Consider the following 20,797-nt stretch of genomic DNA (forward strand, 5'->3'; position numbering starts at 1 on the left):
TTTGTTTTTATAAGCTTCCGATAAAGGGGGATATATTGTAAAAATGGAGTAACTTTGACGGATACAAATTTTTAGATATGGCTGAAAATAGTTTAGATAAATTAGAACCAAAAGCAATTTGGAAAAATTTCGCTGCTTTAAATGCTGTTCCACGGGCATCGAAAAAAGAAGAGCGTGTCATTGCATTTATGGTAGATTTCGGAAAAAACCTGGGCTTAGCAACCAGTGTAGATGAAATAGGTAATGTGTTGATCAAAAAACCGGCAAGTACGGGAATGGAAGATCGCAAAACTGTGGTGTTGCAATCGCACTTGGATATGGTTCACCAAAAGAATAATGATACAGTTTTTGACTTCGACAATGAGGGTATTAAAATGTATGTCGATGGTGATTGGGTGAAGGCCGAGGGAACCACTTTGGGTGCAGATAATGGGTTGGGTGTGGCTACGATCATGTCTGTTTTAGAGTCTACAACAATTGTTCACCCAACTATTGAAGCTTTGTTTACCATTGATGAAGAGACTGGAATGACCGGGGCTTTGGGATTAAAGGGTGGTGTGTTGTCAGGCGAGATCCTATTGAACCTTGATACTGAAAATGACAATGAGATAGACATTGGTTGTGCGGGTGGTATCGATGTTACGGCAACACAATCCTATGTGGCAGAAGCCTGTCCTTCAGATACCGTATCTTTTGAACTTACAGTAAAAGGGCTGCATGGCGGACATTCAGGTATGGATATCCATAAGGGCTTCGCGAATGCGAATAAGGTGATGAACCGCCTGTTGTTTAAGGCAAATGAACGCTATGGCTTACGTATTGCATCGTTATTGGGTGGAAGCCTTCGTAATGCAATCCCAAGGGAGAGTGTGGCTAAGGTTGTTGTTAGCAAAGAAAAATCGGCCGCTTTTGTTGATGCTTTAACACAATTGGCTCAAGCTATTAAAATCGAGTTCGCGACGACTGAACCGGTTATGGAAATTCTGGTGGAGCCAACGGATGCAGTATGGACAACAGTTGTTCCTGTACCTGTACAGGAGAATTTAATTAATTGTGTTTATGCGGCATTGAATGGTGTATATCGTGTAAGTGCAGATTTCGAGGATCTTGTTGAAACTTCCAATAATATCGCTAAAGTTGAGGTGGGGGCGGAGCAGATTGCGATCAAATGTTTAACCAGATCTTCGGTTGAAACGTCCAAGTTTGATCTGGCCTATTCACTGCAGGCGTCGTTTGAATTGGGCGGTTTTGATGTGGCATTCTCCGGAAATTATCCGGGATGGGCACCCAATCCAAATTCTGAAATTTTAGAGGTGCTTAAATCCATTTATACAAAACAACACGGGGCGGCTCCAGAAGTTGTGGCCTGTCACGCTGGATTGGAATGTGGTATATTGGGAACCAATTATCCCGGTATGGATATGATTTCTTTTGGCCCAACGATATTGGGTGCACACTCACCGGCAGAACGCGCTTCTATATCTTCTGTTCAGAAATATTGGAATTTTGTGCTCGAAATTCTAAAAGAGATCCCGCGTAAGTAAGTCGCTGTTCTCTTTTGCTGCAATAGCTGCTTAGCTAGTATATTTGCCTCCAAAAATTGTCTAAATTTTTGGAGGCATTTTTTATGCTTTTCATCTCCAGAAAAGTTAAGAGGTCCCATTACTCGGTGCCTTTGAAAAAGATCAAATAAAACAGCGGCTGTTGTTATAGTCGTATACGGCGATATTTTCAATTATTTTTCACTTTCCTTGCAGAAAACGAAAAATAATTGTATTTTCAGGATGAAAAAATGATTTACTAGACCAAAATTTTATTAAACCTCTCTATTGAGGGGAGGACCTAATATTGATATAATGACCATAATCCTCATTGTAATCAGCATTTGTTTGCTCATCCTATGCATTACTTATTTTAAGATTAATGCGTTTCTTTCTTTTTTATTAGTTTCTATTCTCAGCGGACTGTGTTTGGGTATTGCGCCGGATCAATTGGTCGGTACTGTTGAAAAAGGCATTGCCGGGGTTATGGGAAGCCTGACCCTGATTATTGTGCTGGGCGCCATGTTGGGCAAGATTGTTGCCGAAAGTGGCGCTGCTGAAATCATTGCTGCGCAGATGGTTCGGCTAATGGGGGAGAAATACCTGCAGTGGGGCCTGATGCTGACCGGTTTTGTCGTGGGCATTCCGTTGTTCTACGGGGTTGGTTTCGTGCTGCTGGTACCGTTGATTTTTTCGATTTCTTATCGATACAAACTTCCGGCCGTATATATCGGGCTGCCCATGCTGGCTGCATTGTCGGTAACCCATGGATTTATTCCTCCCCATCCATCACCGGTTGCGCTGGTCGCACTTTTTCATGCGGATATGGGGCTGACCCTGATATATGGCCTGTTGATTGCTATTCCCGCGATCATATTAGGTGGCCCTATTTTTGGCCGCTCGCTACGGAATATGCTCCCGAGTCAAGAATCAATCTTCCGGCAGGAAAAAACAGCCGATCAACAGGAGTACAAGCAGCCTACGGTTGGTACAAGTTTGGTCGTTGCCTTGTTACCCGTCCTATTGATTATCTTATTTACTCTTATACCTTATATATACCATACCGATGATGCCAACGTACAGCGCTGGTTGAAATTTATCGGCAGCACAACAGTAGTGATGGTCATTGCGATCGTTGTAGCCACCTACTTACTGGGACTGAGACTTGGCCGTTCCATGGTCAAAGTCATGTCGATCTATGAGTCAGCAGTCAGGGATATTGCAATGATCTTATTGATCATCGCCGGATCTGGAGTTTTCAAACAGGTTATGGAGGATAGCGGTGTGAGCCTTTTGTTGGCCAATGCCCTACAGCAACTTCCTATTTCACCCTTGCTGTTAGCATGGTTAATTACTGCGGTCATTAGAGGTTGTGTCGGGTCGGCAACAGTTGCTGCACTGACAGCAGCGGGAGTTTTACTACCCATTGTTACAGCGGGCAAGGTTGACCCCAATCTGATGGTACTGGCAATCGGGGCAGGGAGCCTTATGTTTTCCCATGTCAACGATGCGGGCTTCTGGTTGTTTAAGGAGTATTTTGGCCTGAGCGTCAAGGACACTTTATTCTCCTGGTCGATTATGGAAGCAATTGTTTCCATCGTCGGACTGGTTGCTGTTTTGCTATTGCAAATAATTTTATATTAGCTATTATATTTTTAAACTTTAAAATCATTCACGATGTACAATGCAGATGAACAATTTGAGGAATTAGGTTTGACATTACCACCGGCACCAGCACCTAAAGGTGTCTATAAACCATATGTTATTGATGGAAAGTATCTTTATCTTTCTGGACATGGACCGGTACAGGATGATGCTTCGCTGATTATAGGAAGGATTGGTAGCGATATCAGTCCCGAGGAAGGGAAACTTGCAGCTAGACAGGTAGGCTTGACGATGCTATCGACGATCACAACTAATTTGGGTTCATTAAATAAAATTAAGCGTGTTATTAAGGTATTGGGTATGGTCAACTGTACGTCCGATTTCTTGTACCATCCTGGCGTAATCAATGGTTGCAGTGAGTTGTTTGCTGCGGTTTGGGGCGAGGAAAATGGAATCGGTACACGGAGTGCGGTTGGTTTCGGCTCTTTACCTGATAATATCCCTGTCGAAATCGAGGCGCTATTCGAGTTATATTAACGAACTGATCATGGAAACTTGGTATCGGGTACAAAATGTCGATCAGGTAGATACACCGGCACTGCTGGTGTATCCTGATCGTATCGTTCGAAATATAGACCGTGCGCTGAAGTTTGTGGACGGCCATGTGGGTCGTTTGCGGCCACATATCAAAACCAATAAATGCATGGAGGTCTGTCAGCTGTTGCTGGAGCGCGGGATCAGCAAATTCAAATGTGCAACCATTGCCGAGGCCGAATTGCTTGGTATGGCAGGCGCAAAGGATGTGCTGTTGGCTTATCAGCCTGTGGGACCCAAGATTGATCGTTTGCTGCACCTGATTGAGGCATTCCCCAATACACATTATGCCTGCTTGGTAGATAATGCGGATTCTGCATTACAGCTATCCGCACGAGGGTTGGAAAAAGGACAACCTATCGCAGTTTATATTGATGTAAACGTTGGTATGGGGCGTACAGGAGCTTCTATTGCACAGATAGAGCGCCTTGTGTTAGACATTCAGCTATTGGATGGAATTCAACTGGTTGGTGTACATGGTTACGATGGACATATTCATGATAAAGATTACAAAGTACGGGAGCAACAAACTCAAAAGGCTTACAGTGTGCTCGAAATGGCTTACGTCATGGCGCAGGTTTCCACCACCACCCCATTAACGAAGGTGATCGGCGGATCGCCCAGTTTTCCGTTTCATGCCGAACGTAGTGATGTAGAATGCAGTCCGGGTACATTCGTGTTTTGGGATTTTGGTTACGCCGAAAATTATGCCGAACAGGACTTTTTAGTTGCCGCTGTGTTGCTGACACGTGTGGTTTCCATTGTAGATCACAAGCATCTCTGCTTGGATCTTGGCTACAAATCTGTTGCCAGCGAATCGCCGCAGCCCCGTGTCAAATTTTTTGACCAGCGGATTGGCGGGATCAAAATGCAGAGTGAGGAACATCTGGTAGTTGAAGTCAGGGACATTGCCGACTTTAAGATAGGGGATGAACTGTATTGTGTGCCGCGACATATCTGTCCTACAGTTGCCTGTTACGACGAATTGCAGGTCGTCAACAATGCTGTTGTGGATCAGGTTTGGAAGGTGCTTGCACGAGGTAAAAAGATAAATTATTGATATGTACGAATTTGAAATGCCTTTTGTGGTTGATGCACACTTAGACTTGAGCATGAATGCCATGGAGTGGAATAGAGATCTCCGACTGCCTATCCAGGAATTGAACCGAAGGGAGCAGGGGATGGCAGATAAGCCCGACCGGGCAAAAGCTACGGTTACTTTTGAAGAGCTACGCAAAGGGAATATCGGTATCGTTGTAGCCACGCAGATTGCGCGATTTGTCCATCCGGACAGCACTTTGCCAGGCTGGTACTCAGCAGAACAGGCCTGGGCGCAGACACAGGGGCAATTGGCCTGGTATAAGGCCATGGAGGCTGACGGACACATGAAAATGATCAAAACAAAGACCGATTTAGATCAACATCGTGCTTTGTGGTCCGAGGGAACTAATCATTCAAATAAGCCCATCGGTTACCTACTGAGCCTGGAAGGTGCCGATTCTTTGGTGGATATCAGTCATGTGGAAGTTGCCTACAATTACGGCTTGCGGGCGATCGGCCCAGCACATTATGGGCCGGGAAGATATGCCAATGGCACCGATTCCTCTGGGGAATTGAATGCGCAAGGTGTATACTTATTGCAGGAAATGGAACGATTGGGAATGATCCTGGATGCAACACACCTGAATGACGATGCTTTTTGGGATGCGATGGGACGATACAATGGGGCAATCTGGGCCAGCCACAACAATTGTCGGAAGTTTGTGGATCACAACCGACAGTTTAGCGATGAGATGATCAAGATTCTGGTGGAGAAGGGAGCTGTTATCGGTGTTGCTTTAGATGCCTGGATGATGGTGCCCAACTGGGTACGTGGTCTGTCTGATCCAAAATCCAGCAATTGCTCAATGGAAATCATGGCCGATAACATCGACCATATCTGTCAGTTGGCGGGCAATGTCAATCATGTTGGGGTAGGGAGCGATCTAGATGGAGCCTTTGGTCGGGAACAGTGTCCTTATGATCTGGAGACCATTGCAGATATCCAAAAGGTTTTTGGGATATTGAAACGACGCGGGTACAGCAGCGCTGATCTTGACAAAATCGCCAGCCAGAACTGGTTGAATTTTATGCGGAATGCCTTACCTGAATAGTGGGAGGTCTTCCCGGGGTAATCGCAGTTCGTGATAGCTATCATCCTATCGAGATGCCTGGCATCATATCACCCAGCATCTTTGTCTTTGGCGATTAAGGTCGTGATCATTGACAAAAAATGATCGTTGAAAACACAGATTTAGACCTTTAGGGGGTAGTAGTCTTCTGGGAAGTCACTTCAAGGTTAAGCATTTAGGATAGATAAAATCAGATTATGGTAAGCAGATCGTTACAAGTAAGGCTGCTTTCGCGGTGGGTATGTCCTCTAAATAAATGATATATTCGTAAACAGAAACAATTCTAAACCACTATGACGTTTACTTTACGCCTCCAGTTATCTTTGATGATGTTTTTGGAGTATTTTATCAAGGGAGCTTGGTTTGTCACTTTAGGTACCTACTTGATCAAGTCCCTGAATGCATCAGGAATGGAGGTTGCCAATATATTTTCTACGCAGTCCCTAGGTGCTGTATTTGCTCCTTTCTTTGTTGGCTTCGTCGCAGACCGTTATTTTAATGCCGAGCGGGTGCTCTCGGTTTTGCATCTGCTGGGTGCCGCATTGCTTTATGGGATGTCCCAAGCACCTGATGCCAGCCATTTTTACCCCTACGTCTTTCTTTATTTCATGGCTTATATGTCATCACTTTCCCTTTCCAATGGTATTGCTTTCCGACATATCGCAGATGCCAAAACGTATTTTCCGGGGGTAAGGGTATGGGGAACAATCGGTTGGATCTGTTCGGGGCTTGTGATCAGCTATCTGTTCCGTTGGGATAGCCCCGAGGCAATAAGCCGAGGAGCCCTGTACAATACCTTTATTATGGGCGCCATCTGTTCCGTGTTTTTGGCATTTTTCAGCCTATTTCTTCCCAAAACTCCACCACAGATAGGGGTTAAAGATGAAAAATTTGATTTTGGAAAAGCCATTGGGCTGGATGCTTTGGGGCTGTTAAAACAAAAGAGTTTCTTAATCTTTTTTGTTACGGCCATAGTGATCTGTATTCCCATTTCATTCTATTATCAGAATGCCAATCCATTTTTGGTCAATGTCGGTATGCCCAATCCTACTGCAAAAATGGCGTTGGGCCAGTTTTCGGAAGCGATCTGTCTGCTGTTCATTCCATTTTTCTTTAGACGTTTAGGGTATAAGAAAATGATTTTATTGGGTATTGCCGCATGGGCATTACGATACCTGTTCTTTGCTTTTGGGGATGGACAGGAAAAGGTATTTCTGCTTATCTTTGGTATCGTTTTACATGGAATCTGTTATGATTTTATGTTTGTCGTCGGCCAGATCTATACCGATCGGATTGCAGGAGAGAAATATAAAGCTTCGGCGCAGGGACTGATTACGATTGCAATGTATGGTGTGGGGATGCTGATCAATTCTGGGAGTACCTATGGTTTATACCGGCAGGAATTTCATTTTTCTGTCTGCTGCTGTTTGCTGTTTTTTTCAAAGAAGAAAAAACGGTTGAGACAGTAGAAAATATAAAGTAATTCTAGCAAAGTAGCGAAAAAGGCTGCTCAAACGCTGAACTGGCCTTCAAAAGTACTTATTTTACTTTTGGGGATCATTCCGGTTTTTTTGAACAGCCTTTTTTCTAAAATAGGGGCTAAATAGGCTTGTTTAAATCATATTAAACCATTGCTGATATTTTTCACCAATAAAAGGAAGGGCTTTTTTCTCGCCCGAGAATGCCGCAATTAAACCCAATATAAGAGCGATCAGTAAGATTATACCGACAACACTCATAATTATTCCACCAATACCCGGGATAAAGCGCAACAAGCCCAATGCAATTCCTGTGACGGTAATGCCGATACTCTGTCTGATGTGGAATTGACCTAAGGCAGTCTTTTCCTTCTTGTTCATGATGATGGCAACGATCAGGCCGATTAGGGTTAAATAGGAAATAATAGCAACTGTTTTGCCGTCGTTTGATGATGTGCTCTGCACTGAGTTTCTCTCCATGATACTTATACGATAAAAGTGTGATGTAAATGTATAAGGCAAATGTAAAAGAGAAAATCCCTGTTTTCTTTAGCTGAATTCAGGGATATTTAATTTTGTGCAGTATTTACTGTCGTTATTTAGGGCAGTTTTGATTATCCTTCGACACTTTCCAGCAATTGTTTTTCGTGAAGTTCAAAATATTCACCTCTTTTCTCCATTAACTCAAGATGAGTGCCCTGCTCGACAATCTGACCTTGATCCATGACAAGAATATGGTCCGCATTTTTGATGGTTGAAATCCGGTGGGCAATGAAAATACAGGTCTTGCCCTTCATAATGCGGCTTAATGAGCGTAAAATAGTTTCTTCGGTTTTGGTATCAACAGCAGATAAACAGTCGTCAAAGATCAATATATTTGGTTCTTTGACCAAGGCTCTGGCAATGGATACACGTTGTTTTTGACCACCCGATAGGGTGATACCGCGCTCTCCGACAGCAGTGTCAAAACCATCTTCAAAAGCGATAATATTATCATATACAGCAGCGTCTTTAGCGGCTTGTTCGATCTGTTCCTGTGTGAAATGATCCAGTCCGAAACCAATGTTATTGGCAATTGTATCTGAAAATAAGAATACATCCTGTGGGACAAAACCAATTTGTTGACGTAGATTTTTGAAGTTGAGATCCTTTAATGCAATACCATCGTATTGGATATTACCCTGATCTATATCATACATCCGCAGCAATAGGTTGGCTAAAGTAGATTTACCGGAACCGGTTTTTCCGATGATAGCCAGTGTTTTTCCGATAGGAACCTGGAATGATATATTTTTAATGGCCTGAATGCCTGTTTCGGGATACGTGAATGAGATATTTTCTACCTTGATTTCACCTGCGATTTCTTTCTCTATTTTGCCATTGGCAATCGGCGATTGGGTTTCAAGGAACTCATTGATCCGTTTTTGTGATGCCGCGGCACGTTGTACCAGCGAGGTCACCCATGCTAAAGACATGGCCGGAAAGGTCAATTGATTGACATAGATAATAAATTCGGCGATGTTTCCGGCTGTGACCGTTCCCTTGGCAACTTCAATACCACCGATATAGATGGTGATGACGGTACTGAGACCGATCAGCAATAAGATAAGCGGAAAGAAAACGGCCTGTACCTTAACCAGATCCAATGCTGTGTTGCGGTAGATTGTACTTTCTTTTTCAAAAGCCTGCATTTTGTTCTGCTCCCGGGTATAGGTCTTGATGACGCGGATTCCGGCGAAGGTTTCCTGAACAAAAGAGGAGAGGTTTGCCAGCTGTTTTTGGATTTTTAAGCTGCGCTTATTGATGATTTTATTGACAAAAAGTATAATGACAGAAAGGACAGGGATAGGCGCCAATGCATAGGTCGCCAGTCTTCCATTTACACTATACATGGCATAAATGACCATAATGGACAGTACCACGGTATTGATTGCATACATAATGGCTGGTCCCAGGTAATTACGTACCTGGTTGACATCCTCGGTTGCACGGCTCATCAGATCACCCGTGTTATTTTTGCGGAAAAATCCGAAATTCAGTTCCTGGTAATGGTTGTAAATTTCATTTTTAAGATCATACTCGATATAACGGGAAGTCAGAATAATAGTCTGCCGCATAAAGAATAGGAAAATACCCCGTAGGAGAGAAAGTAATAAGACCACAAAACCGAAGAATAGCAGGCTTGTACCAAATACCTTATAAATAAGCTCCTGTCTATCAAATCCGTCAAACAGGCGGTAGAGATAAATATTTTCCTGTACCAGGTCAAACGCTTCGCGGATTACTTTGGCGGGGAGCACCCCAAAGTAATTGGAAATGATGACAAAAATCACCCCTGGAACCAGCTTCCAGCGGTATTTATAAAAGTACTTATTTAAGTAAGCGAGATCCTTCATATTATGGGTACAAAAATAGGACTAATTCGTCAACTCTGCTTTATATTTCGATGAAATTACTGTCATTGGGAAATCAAATGTTAAGTCTTGGATAAAAAAAGATATTATGCACAACGAATAATTTTCCTACTTTTGCATCAAGTACCTTAAAAAATTAAAACAAATTAGAGTAGTACATTTTATGTCAACATCTCAAAATTCTATTTTTGAATTGATGAGCCAATCTGGCCATCAAAACTTATTTTTCTGTAATGATGAATTAGTGGGCTTAAAAGCTATTGTTGCGATCCATGATACCACATTGGGCCCGGCAATAGGAGGGGTTCGTATGTTGCCATACGAAACTACAGAAGAAGCTATTGAGGATGCTTTACGTTTATCCAAGGCCATCACCTATAAATCGGCAATCACTGGATTGAATTTGGGCGGCGGAAGTGCTGTTATTATTGGTAACAGTCGTTTGGACAAATCTGAGGTTTTATTGCGCCGTTTGGGCCAGTTTATTGAAGGATTGAATGGTAATTTCATTGCTTCTTTGGATGTGGGTACCACCCAGCGTGATTTAGAATATATTTATACCGAGACAGATCATGTTGCTGGTTTGCCAAAAGCAATTCACGGCAGTGGTGTTGGAGATACATCAATTTTTGCAGCCCAAGGTGTTTATTTCGGTATTAAAGCCTGTTTGAAAGAGTTGTATGGCTCGGAGAGTGTAGCAGGCAAAAAAGTTATTGTACACGGAGTAGGTAGCGTTGGTGAGCGATTGATCGCCATGTTGCGTGAAGAAAATGCACGTGTTTATGTGAGTGATATTACCGAGGAGAAAATGCTTAAGGTGGCGGCGAAATACAAAGCTGAGCCAATTCCATACAATGAAGTATTCGATCATGAGTTTGATGTCTATTCACCTTGTGCATTGGGCGGTACAGTAAACCCCGAGTCGGCGCAAAAAATGCAATGTAAAATTATTGCAGGTTCAGCAAACAACCAATTGAAAGATGAAGTAGCGACAAGCACTATTCTTCACGAAAGAGGTATATTGTATGCACCGGACTACTTGATCAATGCAGGTGCATTGATTAGCTGTTATTCAGAAATTCAGAATTATGGTGTGGATCACACGGAGTTTGTTATCAAAAATATATATAATGCGACCAGAGACGTGTTGAAAAAATCAAAAGAGGAGAATATCTCTACTTTTGAAGCGGCCAATCGCATCGCGGAGAAGCGTATCCAAGATATTAAAAAAATCAAAAGATAGTCTTCTTTCCAAAATCGTTCTTATTTATTAGTTTATAAAAAATCGTTCTTTAAAATTACTATGTTAAACAGGAGACACCTGAGGGTAAAAGTAGTGCAAACGCTTTATGCGTACAGTCTTACAGAAGACAAAGACATCAAAACATTTGAAAAAGCACTATTAAAAAATGTGGATGAGGTCTACGAAATGTATATCTGGACACTGAATCTATTGGATGAGGTATCCGATTATGTATTGATAGACGCAGAGGGCAGAGCCAACAAGTTTTTGCCAACTGAAAAAGACTTGTCTCTAACGACCAAGTTAAGTACAAATACTTTTATTGAGTCATTAAGACAAAATCCGCAATACGCCGAGGGAGTCAAAAAATATAAGATTTCATGGAGCTTTGATCCGGAGATCGTGCGCACGGTATTTTTACAATTAAAAGATTCTGAAGCGTATTTGGAATATTTACAGCAGGAAGATCGTTCGATCGGTACAGAAAAAGATATCATCAAACATATCTTTAAAAAGATCATTTTGAAATCACCGGTTATAGAGCAGGTTTTTGAGGAGAAATTTATCAACTGGCCTGTCGATAAAGAAGTGTTGCAAGCATTAATCGCGAAAACTTTTAAGAACTTCAGTTCGGAAGATCCGCGTAAAAATAAGCTTGCTGAAATCACGCAAAACTGGAATGATGATAGCGATTATGTGATTGCCTTGTTGGGTAAGACAATCAGAAATACAAATGAGTATCAGAAACTGATCTCTGATAAGACAAAGAATTGGGAATCAGATCGTATTGCTTTGATGGATACCTTATTGATGCGCATGGCAATATGCGAATTGGTGAATTTTCCATCTATTCCTGTGAAAGTGACAATAAATGAGTATATTGAAATTTCTAAGGTATTCAGTACATTGAAAAGTAATACATTTATTAATGGTATCTTAGATAAAATATTAAGCGACTTGAACCAACAGGGAAGAATCCAGAAGGCAGGTCGTGGTTTAAGGGATTAAAGATCAATCAACAAATGAAGAACTTTAGTAAATATTCAGTTTTAGCTTTGGCATCGGTGCTTTTCTTTTCTTGTGGAAATTCTCAAAAGGGACAAGCGGAAATTGCAAAGACAGGAACTGAGGCGGTAGCAACAGACAGTCTTTCTAAAGCTGCGGCACAATTGGGTAAAATAGAATTTGCAGAGTCGGCTTTCGATTTTGGTCAGGTCAAAGAAGGTGCAGAAGTGAAACACACATTCGTATTGAAGAATACAGGGGATGCGCCGGTTATTTTGTCCAAAGTAACCGCTTCTTGTGGCTGTACACAACCGGAGTTTTCAAAAAGCCCAATTTTACCGGGAGGAACATCGGATATCCGTGTGACTTTCAAGAGTGAGGGACAGGTAGGTAAGCAGCAGAAGATCATCACGATCCAATCAAATGCTTCCAACGGTATGACGACTGTTCAACTAAAGGGCGAAGTATTACCAAAATAACACATTATTAAACGATATAATAACAGATGAATACAGTATTATTACAAGCAGCGGGTGGGAGTAGCATGATGAGTTTTTTACCAATGGTTTTGATCATTGTGGTATTTTATTTCTTCATGATCAGACCGCAGATGAAGAAGCAAAAAGACCATAAGAAATATATTGAAGAATTGGGTGTAAACTCTAAAGTTGTTACCACTGCGGGCATCCACGGACGTATCGTAGAGGTCTCTGACACGACTTTCTTGGTCGATGTAGGTTCAGGCGTAAGAATTCGTTTTGACAAGTCTGCCATTGCTTTAGATGCTTCAAAAGCTGCTAATGCAACGGAGAAAAGCGCTTCATAAGGTTTTTTCTTTAAAAAATTTAAAGCCAGTCTCCAAAAAGGACTGGCTTTGTTTATTTTATATTACCCCACAATAGATGGAATTTGAAAAATCGCCATATAGAGTATCCCATATACCGACATAAATGTGGTAATCGTGATTTTTTCTACTTATTCCATCAAATTGTACGGTACAGGCTCCTTGTCTCACTTCTGCGATTGACGTTCTCAGATGAGATTCACCATATAAACCAACCAATGCCAGGTTGAGTTTGTATGTGCTAGCGTCATATTGATCATTGGGAGTCCATTTGAGATCAATCGTATCACCGTGAAGGCTAACTTCGCAACTGGTCAATGGCGTCAACTGTCCTGCAAATACAATTAGTTTCTCGGGATTGACAAAAGGATTTTTTTCCGAATCCAATTCCAGGGCTTCCTTAAAAATATGGCGCTGAGCCAATTGGAAAGCTCCTATTCGACTTCCTTTTTTCGCTAAAAACTTGTAACCAAAATCAAGTATCCCCCGATTATCGCCGGCAAATCTTCCGGCAACTTTTTGCTTTTTTCTATTCAGTAGTTCTGACTCGCTTGGAGGGGAAGTGCGTTTTCTTTTCGGCCCACGAACAATATTTTGACCATTTAATATATAAGCACTAACAGAGCCAAATTTTCCGGTAATTGGACCATTAGGCCCATTTTGTAAAATTGCCATAGTATTTTCTTTTTATTGTCTATAAATGCTGGTATCTAACTTATTACCAAGTTAATACCAAATTCATAATTAAAAGTGAAGTAACACTATTTTTACAATCTATTAATAGGGGGTTAATAGGGTTTAACCCCTGTTATACCCCTGTTAACCCCATGCTAACCCCTTGTATTTCCCTTGTTAATAGAGAAGTTGGTATTAAGCAATTGTTATCTTGTACCTAACATGGTGAAGAGCATTCCCATAGATACTTTGACCTTCAAAAGTGATTTTGGCTTTAGGAATCATCCACCTTGGTAAAATTGAAAGCGTTACGATTGAAAATAATTTTTTGGAACTTAATGGCTTATGTGGTCAATTATGAAGATAAATATTGACGCTCGAGACGAGAGACTGACCGTATTGACGATCCTTGCTGTCTTGATGATATTTTCTAATCTATAATCACCTGTTGACATAGAGATGTCAGTTTAGACGGTTAATTTTAAGTAAAAGAAAAACTCATGAGCAATCTAAAACCGTTTGACGGACAACATTGTGAAACTACAGCCACCGGAACGTTACTGCGGCAGCTTGGAATTGAGCTTTCCGAACCCTTGCTTTTTGGGCTCGGGGAGGGACTTAGTTTTATCTATTGGAATATGAAAACAATGGATTTTCCTTTTTTGGGTGGACGCATAAAGACTGATTTGTTGACAAAGAATCTCTGTAAAAATCTTAATCTCGAGCTTTCTGTAAGGGAAACTACCTCGAAAACAAAGGCCTGGCAACAGGTCAAACAGCTTTTGGATAAGGGGCAAATCGTCGGGCTCAAACTTGATGCCTACTACCTTGAGTATTTCACCAATCCATTCCATTTCGCTGGGCATTATGTAGCGATTTATGGTTATGACAATCAAAATGCTTTTTTGGTCGATACCAGACAGCAGGGTGGGAAAGTCAAAACCTCGCTCGATAGTCTGGCTTTGGCCAGGGCGGAGAAAGGGCCAATGGCTTCCAATAACTTATACTACACCATACAGCGAAAGAGTGAAGACTATGACTTAAAAAAATCCGTCATTTCCGCTATAGTCAATAATGCAAACGAATATCTCAATCCGCCCATTATAAATATTTCTTACAAGGGGATTGTGAAGACAAGTCAGGAGCTTATAAAATGGTTTAATAGGAGTAAGGATATAGCCACCGAATTTAAAATGGCTGCCAATCTTATGGAAAGAGCGGGTACCGGAGGTGCGCTGTTCAGAAATTTATATCGCGATTTTCTAAAAGAAAGTTATGACCTGCTTCAGATTGAGCAACTTCATGAGGCACATCAAGAATTTGCGGAAATAGCCTTGTTATGGGAATCCGTTTCAGACTTATTTTATAAAATAAGTGAGACTCCTCGGGGCGAGTACATACAGCAAGCTTCAGAAACACTCAAAATCCTGGCGATAAAAGAGAAAAAGGTGATGGAGCGGTTAGGTACGTTAAAGATTGACGACTATATTTTGTGCGTCTAAAAACTTTACGCAATGTAAATATTGCTTAATTTTCTTTCTGTTATCTTTTGTCTCCTGTACTAGCCGTCTTGTTGATGCAGTAATTCAGTTCGCAAAGCCAAATGGTAAGGATAAACTTAATTGGCAGGAATTGTTAACGTCAATTTAAGGACAGTAAACTTTAGCTATTTATCCATTGGCAGTGTTATGTAAAAATAATAACGATTTGGACGAGGGAAAAAAGAGGTATAGAGACTGTATTTGGAAGGTACATAAGTTTGAATAAAATCTATGAAATCGGCAGGATCATTGCCATTATCCCGATGAATAATAGGATTTACTAATCGATCAATTGATAGGTCGAGTACAAATGAAATGGCGACCCGTCCCGAGGGAATTGTCTCAGTATCCGATCGAAATCTTACCTTTTCACCTTTATACATTTCGTTCAAGACAAATACTTTGGATATTTGATCTGTTTCGGGTACTTCAATATCTGTTACTAAAGGATGATTATTAGCCAATCTGAAAGAAAAAATGCTATTTTTAGGTCTGCCATTAAATAAAGCAGCTCTCCAATGTATTAATTTTGCACTGTCTAAATGGGCGATGATTTGCTGAGGACCCAAAAAGCTATGATGACCATTCTTATCAACGAATACTTCAATCGGGTTGGTATGAGATGTGTACTGATAAGGATCGAAATTATTTCGTTTAAAATCCGATACTATCTGATTTGCAAAATTTTTAAATCCCTTTACTGGCCTGGCATCATACTCATCGAAATTAGGAAATCCTTCGTATATTTTTATTTTTTCTATGTGGGTATAGACTTCGCTTGAGTATAAGTCCCAGTAAATTTTCAACGCATACTTACCCGTATTGAAGGAAGTGTCATTTTTTAGAATAGGCGCTATTTTGAGTAGAATATATTTGCTCTGCATATTTATCGTGTCGAAGTCGATATTGTTATTAGTGTCTTTTTCAAATTCCAATTGTAGATATTTCCCTCTGATACGGTCGTTTTTTAATGCGCTGGAGAGCAGTTGATTGACTGATAATTTAGATTGGGCGAATACGCTACTTGAAAGTATAAAGACAATGAATAAAATAATTCTTTTCATACTTATAGGATGACGGATATAATAAGATTCCATAAAATAGATAAAAGCATAATATTGTTTATAGTATTACTTTTTTGTACTTATTATCCATAAATTCTGATCCGTTGAATTGACCCGATTTGGATATGTAGTTGATCCACTGCTGGAGAAGACGTGTAGCGTGTTTATTTTCCGAATAGTAAGATTAGTATTGTTGTTTTGTTCGACCAAGTTTTTATTCCACCAAGAACTGATTTTTACACAAATTGATTAAGTTTGTAACATGGCAAACGCAGTTCGATTAAATAAGACCCAACGACGCAAGATCAACATCTTTGTGCGTTGTGTTGCAATTTCGTTGCTGGCTTGGTTGTTGTTTTCGATTTCCAACCAGTATACGGTGTCTGTCAAGGCTGCGATAGAATATGTCAACCTGCCCGAAAAACGAGCTTTTCACCCACAACAATCGGATACGGTCAAAGTAAAGCTCGAGATGACGGGATGGCAATTCCTCTTTTCGAAAGCTGCATTGGAAACACCCAAAGTACAGGTGGATCTCAGCTCGCTGAAAACAAAAGATTGGATTGTGTTTTCCAATCAGCTGGGATTTATCAACCGCCAGTTTCCGCATGAACAACGTGTGGTATCGGTGAGCCCTGATACCTTGTTTTTTGATTTTTCAAAACAAACACAGCGAAAAGTTCCTGTAAAACCATTGTCCAATATCTTGTTTAAAAGGGGCTATGGTGTTATCGCTGATACGAAGGTTACACCTGCTTATGTAACGATCACTGGTCCATATGAGGACGTTTCTGCTATAGAATATTGGGAAACTGATACCGTTAGGGGAAAAGAGGTGGAGACTGATGTGCGCACTGTGGCAAACCTAACCCGCAACCAAAAGGGAAATATCAATGTCTATCCCACATCTGTAGAGGTGCTGATGCCGGTAGGAGAGTTGACGGAGAAAGTCATCGAACTGCCCGTAAAAGTTGAAAATGGACAGCGCTATAGTTCCGTGAGGCCCAATCCAAGTAAAGTAGTAATCACAGTGCTGATGTCGGTCAAGGATTATAATAATTATACATCCCGTGATTTTGAGGCTGTGGTGGATTTGGCAGATTGGGAGAAAAATGAGGTGCAATATTTACCGATCCTGCTAACCAAGGTGCCGGATTATTGTAAGATTATCAGTGTTGTACCACAGAATGTGGACTTCTTTGTACGAAAATAGGGAATAAAAATGGGGCTGAAAATAGGAATAACAGGCGGAATAGGTTCCGGAAAGACATTTATCTGTAGGCTTTTTGAGGCCCTTGGTATACCAGTCTATAATGCGGATGAGGAAGCCAAAAGGTTGATGAATACCGATATACGGATCAAGGAAAAGCTTATTGCGCAGTTTGGTGAGGCAACTTACAAGGATGGTCTGCTGGATCGGGCATTCCTGGCCAATATGGTCTTTTCGGATAAGGATAAACTTGAACTCCTGAACGTTATTGTACACCCGATCGTCATCCAGGAAGCTAAAGATTGGGCCGAGCGGCAGACGACACGTTATTCACTCAAAGAAGCGGCACTGCTCTTTGAAAGTGGCTCGTACAAAGAACTGGATTATACCATATTGGTTACTGCCCCAATAGATATTCGTATACAACGTGTCATCGAGCGGGATGGCACTACAGAACAACAGGTACGGGAACGTATGAACAAACAATTGTCTGACGAGGAAAAACTGCAGCTTGCAGACTTCGTCATCGTTAACGATGGAATCACTCCAATACTACCGCAAGTGTGGAGATTGCATCAAAAATTTCTAAAGTAATTATATGTCTATCATATTGTCTGACTTTCTGGTCAGAAAACCGGAAGGGTATTATTGCCGTTATGGCGACTTTTTTATCGATGCAGGTAGTCCCGTAGCGCATAATGTGGTATCACATGCTCACGGCGATCATGCCAGTTCAGGACATGATTATGTCTATTGTACAAATGGAACAGCATTGTTTATGAGCTATCGCTATAAGCAGAACCGGAAGGATTCCTATCAGCTCAAATTGTTCAACGGCACTTTTAAAATAGGTCCGGTGGAAATTACCTTTTTAGCGGCTGGCCATATATTGGGATCAGCACAGATCTTAATGGAATATCAGGGGGTACGCTATTTGTATACGGGCGATTACAAATTGCAGGTTGATGAGACTTGTGAACCTATCGAGTTCCAGCAGGCTGATGTATTGATTACCGAAAGTACTTTCGCAAATCCTGAGGTTATCCATCCGGATCCCATTCAGGAGATCAAGAAACTGGAGGGGCACGCGAGTAATATCCTACTGGGGACTTATGTGCTTGGGAAAGCGCAACGGATCACAGATCTGATCAATCGATACTGTCCGGAAAGAAGGGTGCTGGTACATAGTGGAATATTGCCTTACCATCGCCTGTATGATGAACATGGGCTTAAAAAAATGACCTATGAACCTTACAACCGTAGAGAAATGAAACAGGGTGAGCAGAATAAGGTTTATCTGGTACCGCCCATGACTTTCAATAGTTATTTTAGGGCGACTAAAGTATTGCGGGCCTTTGCTTCGGGATGGAAGCGACTACAGGCACAGAATGATATCGAATTGTATATTTCGGATCATGTGGATTGGAACGATATTCTGCATTATATCAAGATGGTTGACCCAAAAGAGGTCTGGACATTGCATGGCGATGGCACAATACTCAAAAGTTATTTTGGCGACAGGTTAATGGTAAGAGATGTGCTTTCAGTATAAAGGAGGTATACCCTCCTTTATTATTTCATATTGATAATCTTGTCAACAACGTAAACCGTATTGCCACGCCAAGGCAATACCCCATGATATTCCTTGTATTGAAGGTCGAAATACTTACCGCTATTGAGTTCAAGCTGGCGAAATATAGAATCATCTTCAATAGAAAATTCAAATTGGTTGCTGGCAATTCCGCCAGTCTTGACACTGCCAAATCCCTCCTGAATTAGCTTCCCCTCATATGTCTTAAATATATTGCCTTTTTTGACGGCAAAATTTAAGTAGCCAGATTTCACACCTTCACCAAATACGTAATAGTATTTCCAGTAAGCATAGGATCCGAAGCCTACTAACAAAAAGAGGAGCAGGATAAATAAAAATTTCTTAAATCCAGACTTCTTCTTTTTTTGTTCCGGTAAATTTTCCATAATTTTTTCGCTAGTTTTTGATGTATTATTTTCTTTTCATTTTATTCAAATATGTTTTGGCGCAAAGGTGTCCATGCCAATCCTATACAAGAACTCGGCCAATTATAACGAGAGGAAAAAGTATCAGCGCTATTGAGAGCAGGGTAAGCACGGAGAGCATGATCTGTCGCTAAGGGGGGAAATAGTATCAGCGCCAATACTAGTTGGGTCTAATGCAGAAATTAAATGCCTGACAATTGGGTTGATGGACTAATTATATTAGTATTTTATCGCGGTTTATAGTGATTCTTGCTAATTTTTGTAAATTTGGGTAATGGATTCGCCCCAAATATATCGTAAAATTATCCACCTGGATATGGATGCTTTCTATGCGTCTGTGGAGCAGCGGGATTTTCCGGAATATCGGGGGAAGGCCATTGCTGTGGGCGGTTCGCCTGATGGGCGGGGGGTAGTCGCTACTGCCAGCTATGAAGCCCGGAAATTTGGTGTTAAGTCAGCCATGAGTTCCCGCAAAGCACTGCAACTCTGTCCGGAGATCATATTTACCCGACCACGGTTTGAGGTATATAAGCAGGTTTCGTATCAGATCAGGGAGATCTTTCAGCGGTATACGGATTTAATTGAACCGTTGTCGCTTGATGAAGCTTTTTTGGACGTAACGATGGATAAACAGGGAATAGGTTCGGCCATTGATATCGCCAGGGCGATCAAATCTGCCATTAAAGAAGAGCTTAATCTGACCGTCTCTGCCGGAGTTTCGGTCAATAAATTTGTCGCTAAGATTGCCTCCGATATGGATAAGCCCAATGGCCTAACTTTTATAGGCCCTTCAAAGATCCTGAAATTTATGGAATCCTTACCGGTAGAGAAATTCTTTGGCGTGGGCAAGGTGACCGCAAAGAAAATGCACGAGCTAGGTTTATTTACGGGGATGGATCTCAAAAAGCAGCGCGAAGACGATCTGGTGCGTTGGTTTGGTAAGACAGGGCATTTTTTTTACCGTATTGTTCGCGGGATAGACGAGCGACCGGTTACGCCTAATCGGAGCAGCAAATCTGTCGGAATAGAGGATACTTTTGAGGCTGATATCGAAACTTTTGAAGAACTGAATGCCATACTGCAACGACTGAGCATACAACTTTGGGGACGTATCGGTAAAAAAGAAATATCTGGAAGAACATTGACATTGAAACTAAAGTATGCTGATTTCGTACAGCTGACGCGAAGCCTGACGCTGGATACAAGTTTCGACTCTGAAGAGAAAATCTATGCGACAGCCCATAGTTTACTAAGTAAGATTACACTAGCAAATAAGGTGCGGCTGCTGGGGATTTCGATCTCTAATTTTGTTGATGAGACCGATTTTCCAAAAGAGGGTGTCCAACTCGCTCTTTTTGAGAATTATCGGTAGGAGGGGATAACAATCAACTGTACA

Annotated in this window: 20 protein-coding genes; 15 read left to right on the forward strand and 5 right to left on the reverse strand. The window is 41.4% G+C overall.

Annotation, left to right across the window (positions count from 1 at the left end; all coding sequences use genetic code 11):
- Window positions 1-77 precede the first annotated feature (77 nt).
- The 6 genes from AC07UV_RS19635 to AC07UV_RS19660 all read left to right on the forward strand — a co-directional run bounded on the left by AC07UV_RS19635 (window position 78) and on the right by AC07UV_RS19660 (window position 7,380).
- A complete protein-coding gene (locus AC07UV_RS19635) occupies window positions 78-1,544 on the forward strand; it encodes an aminoacyl-histidine dipeptidase (RefSeq protein ID WP_495184978.1) in 1,467 nt (488 codons plus the stop codon).
- 312 nt (window positions 1,545-1,856) lie between these two features.
- Entirely contained in the window at window positions 1,857-3,185 is a 1,329-nt protein-coding gene (locus AC07UV_RS19640) for a GntT/GntP/DsdX family permease (protein ID WP_495184979.1), read from the forward strand.
- Between the two features lie 33 nt (window positions 3,186-3,218).
- Window positions 3,219-3,683, forward strand: a complete 465-nt coding sequence (locus tag AC07UV_RS19645) for a RidA family protein (protein ID WP_495184980.1) — start codon at window positions 3,219-3,221, stop codon at window positions 3,681-3,683.
- 10 nt (window positions 3,684-3,693) lie between these two features.
- Window positions 3,694-4,800, forward strand: coding sequence for a D-TA family PLP-dependent enzyme (locus AC07UV_RS19650; protein ID WP_495184981.1), 1,107 nt, complete (start codon window positions 3,694-3,696; stop codon window positions 4,798-4,800).
- A 1-nt stretch (window position 4,801) separates the two neighbouring features.
- Window positions 4,802-5,893: a dipeptidase gene (locus AC07UV_RS19655; RefSeq protein ID WP_495184982.1), complete on the forward strand. Its 1,092-nt coding sequence runs from the start codon at window positions 4,802-4,804 to the stop codon at window positions 5,891-5,893.
- A 311-nt stretch (window positions 5,894-6,204) separates the two neighbouring features.
- Window positions 6,205-7,380: an MFS transporter gene (locus tag AC07UV_RS19660; protein ID WP_495184983.1), complete on the forward strand. Its 1,176-nt coding sequence runs from the start codon at window positions 6,205-6,207 to the stop codon at window positions 7,378-7,380.
- A gap of 144 nt (window positions 7,381-7,524) precedes the next feature.
- Here the strand turns inward: AC07UV_RS19660 and AC07UV_RS19665 are convergent, their stop codons facing one another.
- The gene (locus AC07UV_RS19665; protein WP_495184984.1) at window positions 7,525-7,869 is read right to left on the reverse strand and encodes a magnetosome magnetite crystal formation protein family; all 345 of its coding nucleotides are present in this window, start codon (window positions 7,867-7,869) and stop codon (window positions 7,525-7,527) included.
- 134 nt (window positions 7,870-8,003) lie between these two features.
- Window positions 8,004-9,785 (reverse strand): ABC transporter ATP-binding protein, encoded by a 1,782-nt coding sequence (locus AC07UV_RS19670; RefSeq protein WP_495184985.1) that lies wholly within the window; start codon window positions 9,783-9,785, stop codon window positions 8,004-8,006.
- Window positions 9,786-9,966: 181 nt separating this feature from the next.
- Here AC07UV_RS19670 and AC07UV_RS19675 point away from each other — a divergent pair, with 181 nt between their 5' ends.
- From AC07UV_RS19675 to yajC, 4 genes are read left to right on the forward strand one after another with little or no spacing between them, the layout of a single operon-like run.
- Window positions 9,967-11,046 carry a Glu/Leu/Phe/Val family dehydrogenase gene (locus AC07UV_RS19675; protein WP_120258321.1) on the forward strand — a complete coding sequence of 360 codons (1,080 nt, stop codon included), beginning with the start codon at window positions 9,967-9,969 and terminating at the stop codon, window positions 11,044-11,046.
- A gap of 60 nt (window positions 11,047-11,106) precedes the next feature.
- Entirely contained in the window at window positions 11,107-12,054 is a 948-nt protein-coding gene (gene nusB / locus AC07UV_RS19680; RefSeq protein WP_108632211.1) for a transcription antitermination factor NusB, read from the forward strand.
- Between the two features lie 14 nt (window positions 12,055-12,068).
- Window positions 12,069-12,530, forward strand: coding sequence for a DUF1573 domain-containing protein (locus tag AC07UV_RS19685; protein ID WP_282255364.1), 462 nt, complete (start codon window positions 12,069-12,071; stop codon window positions 12,528-12,530).
- Window positions 12,531-12,556: 26 nt separating this feature from the next.
- Window positions 12,557-12,877, forward strand: coding sequence for a preprotein translocase subunit YajC (yajC, locus tag AC07UV_RS19690; RefSeq protein WP_120258318.1), 321 nt, complete (start codon window positions 12,557-12,559; stop codon window positions 12,875-12,877).
- A gap of 57 nt (window positions 12,878-12,934) precedes the next feature.
- Here the strand turns inward: yajC and AC07UV_RS19695 are convergent, their stop codons facing one another.
- A complete protein-coding gene (locus tag AC07UV_RS19695) occupies window positions 12,935-13,570 on the reverse strand; it encodes a hypothetical protein (RefSeq protein WP_495184986.1) in 636 nt (211 codons plus the stop codon).
- 500 nt (window positions 13,571-14,070) lie between these two features.
- On the opposite strand from AC07UV_RS19695, the gene AC07UV_RS19700 reads away from it, so the two are divergent.
- Window positions 14,071-15,072, forward strand: a complete 1,002-nt coding sequence (locus tag AC07UV_RS19700; RefSeq protein ID WP_495184987.1) for a BtrH N-terminal domain-containing protein — start codon at window positions 14,071-14,073, stop codon at window positions 15,070-15,072.
- 164 nt (window positions 15,073-15,236) lie between these two features.
- On the opposite strand, the gene AC07UV_RS19705 is transcribed toward AC07UV_RS19700, so the two are convergent.
- Window positions 15,237-16,175 (reverse strand): hypothetical protein, encoded by a 939-nt coding sequence (locus AC07UV_RS19705; protein ID WP_495184988.1) that lies wholly within the window; start codon window positions 16,173-16,175, stop codon window positions 15,237-15,239.
- Between the two features lie 262 nt (window positions 16,176-16,437).
- Between AC07UV_RS19705 and AC07UV_RS19710 the strand changes: the two genes are divergently transcribed.
- From AC07UV_RS19710 to AC07UV_RS19720, 3 genes are read left to right on the forward strand one after another with little or no spacing between them, the layout of a single operon-like run.
- Window positions 16,438-17,388: a CdaR family protein gene (locus tag AC07UV_RS19710; protein ID WP_495184989.1), complete on the forward strand. Its 951-nt coding sequence runs from the start codon at window positions 16,438-16,440 to the stop codon at window positions 17,386-17,388.
- A gap of 9 nt (window positions 17,389-17,397) precedes the next feature.
- A complete protein-coding gene (coaE, locus tag AC07UV_RS19715; RefSeq protein ID WP_495184990.1) occupies window positions 17,398-17,979 on the forward strand; it encodes a dephospho-CoA kinase in 582 nt (193 codons plus the stop codon).
- 4 nt (window positions 17,980-17,983) lie between these two features.
- The gene (locus AC07UV_RS19720; protein ID WP_495184991.1) at window positions 17,984-18,937 is read left to right on the forward strand and encodes an exonuclease; all 954 of its coding nucleotides are present in this window, start codon (window positions 17,984-17,986) and stop codon (window positions 18,935-18,937) included.
- Between the two features lie 20 nt (window positions 18,938-18,957).
- On the opposite strand, the gene AC07UV_RS19725 is transcribed toward AC07UV_RS19720, so the two are convergent.
- Window positions 18,958-19,362 (reverse strand): hypothetical protein, encoded by a 405-nt coding sequence (locus AC07UV_RS19725; RefSeq protein ID WP_495184992.1) that lies wholly within the window; start codon window positions 19,360-19,362, stop codon window positions 18,958-18,960.
- 313 nt (window positions 19,363-19,675) lie between these two features.
- On the opposite strand from AC07UV_RS19725, the gene dinB reads away from it, so the two are divergent.
- A complete protein-coding gene (dinB, locus tag AC07UV_RS19730; protein ID WP_495184993.1) occupies window positions 19,676-20,773 on the forward strand; it encodes a DNA polymerase IV in 1,098 nt (365 codons plus the stop codon).
- Window positions 20,774-20,797: the final 24 nt, after the last annotated feature.

Source organism: Sphingobacterium sp. GW821-FHT03E03, from assembly GCF_059420745.1.